The sequence below is a fragment of the Piscicoccus intestinalis NBRC 104926 genome (genome assembly GCF_001515525.1).
GTDB classification, from domain to species: Bacteria; Actinomycetota; Actinomycetes; order Actinomycetales; family Dermatophilaceae; genus Kineosphaera; species Kineosphaera intestinalis.
The window spans coordinates 1-4,351 of the sequence record NZ_BCNQ01000230.1 but is presented as its reverse complement, the minus strand read 5'-3'; the positions used below and the strand labels follow the sequence as shown (position 1 = coordinate 4,351).

The following is a 4,351-nucleotide window of genomic DNA, read 5'->3' as shown; positions in this document are numbered from 1 at the left end:
GCGCCGATCAGTTCGCGCGCGTGCCCGCGGGAGCGGGCCAGCCCGCGGGCGACGAGCGCCGTGTCCAGTCGCGCGGTGTCGAGGCGCGCGGTGTCGAGGCGCGCGGTGTCGAGGCGCGCGGCGTCGCCCGCTACTCGGATCGCTGCTCCGACCCCCGCGAGGTGATGTCGTCGAGCCGCTCCTGGAGCCGGTCGTTCACCTGGGCGCCGGCATCGAGCACCTCCTGGGTGTCGCCGGGGTCGGCCTCGTCGAGGCGCTCCATCGCCTCGTCGAGATCGTCGCCCGCGGTCGGCGCGGCAGCCTCCGGCGCGCCGGAGGCATCCGTCGGCTCGGGTGCGTCGGACGCATGGGTGTCCGGGGTCTGGGCCGCGTCCGGCCGGTCCGGGGAGGCCTGCGTCTCCTGCTGCGTCGCCTCCGCCTCGCTGCGGCCCTCGGGACGCTCGGGGTTGTCGGTCTGGCTGCTCTGGCTCATGTCCGCTCCATCCACTCCTGGGTCTGGGTCCACTGCGAGTCGTCGATGCCCGACAGGTCGGTGCCGGCGTCGGCGGCGGCCCAACACGCGGCGACCACCGCGCGCAGGCGGGCGTCGCGGCCGCCGTCGCCGTCCACCTCGATGGTGCCGTCCGCGACCCGGGCGCGCACGCCGTCGCAGGTGAACCATCCGTCGTCGGCCTCCTGGGCCTCGTCGTACGGGCGGTGCAGGGCGGACAGGTCGCGGGCGAGGAAGCGGGGGCGCTCCGAGCCGCCCGCGAGGGCCACGTCGCGCGGGCTGCTCACGCCGGTCGCGACGTACAGTCCGTCCATCCCGGTGGAGACGGCACCGGCGAGGTCGGTGTCGAGCCGGTCGCCGATGGCCAGGGTGTCGGGGATGGCGGTGCCCAGCACCGCGGCCGCCAGCTCGTACAGGGGCGGGTACGGCTTGCCCACGACGACGGGGTCGACGTCGACGGCGGCCCGCACGACGGCGACGAGTGAGCCGTTGCCGGGGGCCAGGCCGCGGTGGGTCGGCAGCGTCGTGTCGGCGTTGGTGGCGACCCAACGAGCCCCGCGGCCCACCGCGAAAGCGGCCTCCGCGAGGTCGGTCCAGGTGACGTCGCGGCCCAGGCCCTGCAGCACCGCCTCCGTCTGCTCGGCGGCGGGGTCGCCGGTGCGCACCGGGCGGAGCCCGACCTCCCGCAAGGCGAGCGCCACCCCCTCGCCACCGACCGCGAGCACGAGCGCCCCGGCGGGCAGTTCACCGGCGAGGTAGTGGGCGCCCGCCTGCGAACTCGTCACGACGTCGGCGGGTGTGAGCGTGAGCCCGAGCGAACCCAACTGGTCGGAGACCTCACGCGGCGGGCGGGAGGCGTTGTTCGTGGCGTACACGATCCGCATGCCCAGGTCACGGGCGCCCTCGAGGGCCGGCACCGCCTCGGGCACGGCGTCCGTGCCCTTGTAGACGACGCCGTCGAGGTCGCACACGATGCCCTGGTAGCGGGAGGCGAGGGAGTTCACGGATGGATCCTCTCGACGCGGCTGCACGGCTTGCCTACGTGTCTGTTGGCCTACTTATCTGCGGTGGCGCCGTCACGGCTCCACGAGGCCGTTCGGCCCCGGCTCGCGCCGACCGTCCTCCTGGTTCTCATCCTCTCGCTCAACGACGTCCGCGTGGCCCGCGGGCTCGCTGCCATCGTCCTCGTCGCCCTCGCTGTCTTCGTCGCGCTCCCTGTCCTCGTCGCGCTCGTCGCGCTCGCTGTCCTCGTCGCGCTCGTCGTCTTCGTCGTCTTCGCCGTCGAGAAGGTCCACGTGCACCACGCCGTCGAGGTCGTCGAGGCGTTCGGCGGCGTCGGTCTCCAGGTCGCGGTCGGCCAACGAGGCGTGCGCGAACCAGTCGCGGGCCTCGTCGAGACGACCGTCGGCGGCGAGGGCCTCGGCGTAGGCGTAGAAGAGCCGCGCCGACCACGGGTCGCGTCGGGCCGGGTCCAGCGCGGGCCCGCGCAGCGCGAGGAGCGCGGCGCGCGGCTGCCCCAGGTCGCGGCGGATGCCGGAGACGACGATGGCGAGCTCGATCCGCTCCGCCGGCGCGAGGTTCTCGGCCTCCGCGGCCAGCTCGAGGGCGCGGTCGGTGCGCCCCAGCCCGCGTTCGGAGTCGACGATGAGAGGCAGCAGCCCGGTGCCGCCGAGGCGGCGGGCCGTGCGGAATTCCGCCAGGGCCAGCTGGAATTCCCCCGCCCGGTAGGCCACCATGCCGCGCATCTGCCGCACCGCGGCCACCCGACCGGCCCGACGCACCGCGGTGTCCGCGTGCGCCTCGGCGGCCTGGGGATCGACGTCGAGCAGCCGCGCGGCCATCACGAGGTGCCCGGCGACGCCCTCGGCATTCTCCTTGCTGAGGGTCTTGAGTTCCTGCTGAACCGAACGGTCGAGGTCGCGGAAGAGAATGTCCTCATCGATCGGCGGCTCGGGGATCCGCGGCGCGCGGTGCGTCGTGCCCTGCCGCGGCGGACCCGCCTCGCTTCGACCTCCCCAGTCGCCACGCTCACCCCGGTTGTCCCGGTTGCTCCAACGGTCGCGGTTGTCGCGGCTATCGCGGTTGTCCCGGCGGTCGCGACTGTCGGGGCGGTCGCGGTTGTCCCGGCGGTCGCGGTAACCCCGGTCTTCGCGGTCACGACGGGCCCCGCGGTAGCCCCGGTCATCGCGGGAGTTCCTGGCGCCCTGGCCATCGCGGTCACCCCGGTAACCCCGCTGCTCACGGTCGCCCCCGTAACCCCGCTCATCGCGGTAGCCACCGGCGCGCCGGTCGTCCCGTTCGCCCCCATAGCCCTGACCCCCGCGGGCGCCACGATCGCCCCGGTCGTCGCGGTTGACCCGCTGGCTGCGGTCGTCGCGGTAGCCCCCTTCGCCGCGGTCACGTCGATAGCCACGCTCGTCGCGCCCGCCGCGGTCACTTCGGTAGCCACGTTCGTCTCGCCCGCCGCGGTGGCCGCGTTCGTCGCGCTCTCGGCCGCCCCGGTCACCGCGCTCGTCGCGGCCGCCCCGGTAGCCGCCCTGGTTGCGGTCGTCCCGGAAACCCCGCTGGCTCCGGTAGCCGCGGTCGTCGCGGTCTCGGCTTGCGTAGTCGCGCCGTCCGGTGGAGCCGGAGCCGGCACGCCCGCGGTCCCCGGCGCCCCCGCCCTGAGGGCGCTCACCGAATCCGGCGCGCTCTGCGCGTCGGTCGTCGGAACGGTAGCCGCGGTTGCCGTAGCGGGGTCGGTCGCCACCACGGTCCGCACCGAACCCCCGCCGGTCATCGCGTCGATTGTCGCGCCGGTCGTCTCGTTGGCCGTCCCGCTCACCGCGACCACGATCGTCCCGACCCTCGAAGCGTCGGTCGTCACGCCGCTCGAAGCGTCGGTCGTCGCTGCGCCCGCCGAACCGCGGACGGTCACCCCCGCTCGGCGCGCGCTGTGGGCGTCCGCCCCAGCCACCACCACGAGAGTCACCGTCCCGGTTCCAGCGCCCCCGCGCCCGGTCGGGCCCACCTCGCTCGCCACGTTCGCCGGCTCGGCCGGCGTCACCGCGCCGGGCGCCGCCGTCGCGTCCGCGGTCACCGCCTGCGGTCTGCCAGGAACCGCCTCCTCGCGGGCCCGCACCGCGACCCCGGTAGCCGGAGTCGCCGCCGCGCCCACGATCGTCGCCTCCTTCGCGGCCGCCGCGATCGGAGCGGTATCCGCCACGACTCTCGCCGGTCCGGGGACCGCCGCGGTCATCGCGGCCACCGCGACCGGCTCGGCTGTCCCGACCTGCGCTCTCCCGTCCTGCGCGGTCATCTCGACGTGGGCCGCGGGAGCCACGCTCGCCGCCGGTTCCGCGCCCGTCTCCGGCCCGCGACCAGCGATTCGATCCGTCGTCACTCACAGCTGCGCTCCTGTCCAGCCCATCGTCGTCACTATTCAGCGTTTCCCGTCGATCATCCCGCCGCCGCGGCCGCCCGAGCCGACGAGCCCACGGGATCGGTCATCAGGTGGAGAGCCGGCACCTCGCCGCTTCAGCCGGCGAGCCGCCCGAACCTCCGAGCCAGCCAGCCCGACCCCTGGTGTCGTAACGTCCGACGGTACCGGATCGAGCCCATCATGCCCGATCCGGAAAAGCGGCAGACGAACAAGCGGGGACACAAATAGAGAGCGGGGTGGCCACTCGAGTCCGAATGATCGGAATCGAGCGACACACCCCGCTCTCATCTAAAGTAAGTCCGGCGGCGTCCTACTCTCCCACACCGTCACCAGTGCAGTACCATCGGCGCTGAAAGGCTTAGCTTCCGGGTTCGGAATGGGACCGGGCGTTTCCCTTTCGCTATGACCGCCGTAACACCATCAGGGCCAACCCCGGCCAC

Annotated in this window: 4 protein-coding genes and 1 rRNA gene; all 5 read right to left on the bottom strand. The window is 74.2% G+C overall.

Annotated elements, in window-relative coordinates; all coding sequences use genetic code 11:
- Positions 1–130 precede the first annotated feature (130 nt).
- Positions 131–472: a hypothetical protein gene (locus tag PINTE_RS20480; protein ID WP_068434300.1), complete on the bottom strand. Its 342-nt coding sequence runs from the start codon at positions 470–472 to the stop codon at positions 131–133.
- A complete protein-coding gene (locus PINTE_RS20475) occupies positions 469–1,494 on the bottom strand; it encodes an HAD-IIA family hydrolase (protein ID WP_068434298.1) in 1,026 nt (341 codons plus the stop codon). Before PINTE_RS20475 ends, PINTE_RS20480 begins: the two co-directional genes overlap by 4 nt.
- Positions 1,495–1,566: 72 nt before the next feature.
- Positions 1,567–2,331, bottom strand: coding sequence for a tetratricopeptide repeat protein (locus PINTE_RS23710; RefSeq protein WP_174524038.1), 765 nt, complete (start codon positions 2,329–2,331; stop codon positions 1,567–1,569).
- Positions 2,331–3,788 (bottom strand): hypothetical protein, encoded by a 1,458-nt coding sequence (locus PINTE_RS22290; protein ID WP_174524037.1) that lies wholly within the window; start codon positions 3,786–3,788, stop codon positions 2,331–2,333. Before PINTE_RS22290 ends, PINTE_RS23710 begins: the two co-directional genes overlap by 1 nt.
- A 420-nt stretch (positions 3,789–4,208) precedes the next feature.
- Positions 4,209–4,325 (bottom strand): 5S ribosomal RNA (gene rrf / locus PINTE_RS20465).
- Positions 4,326–4,351 lie beyond the last annotated feature (26 nt).

Coding starts and splice junctions, on each gene's coding strand:
- PINTE_RS23710 (WP_174524038.1), bottom strand. CDS start 2,331: ATGGCCGCGCGGCTGCTCGACGTCGATCCCCAGGCCGCCGAGGCGCAC.
- PINTE_RS20480 (WP_068434300.1), bottom strand. CDS start 472: ATGAGCCAGAGCAGCCAGACCGACAACCCCGAGCGTCCCGAGGGCCGC.
- PINTE_RS22290 (WP_174524037.1), bottom strand. CDS start 3,788: ATGACCGCGCAGGACGGGAGAGCGCAGGTCGGGACAGCCGAGCCGGTC.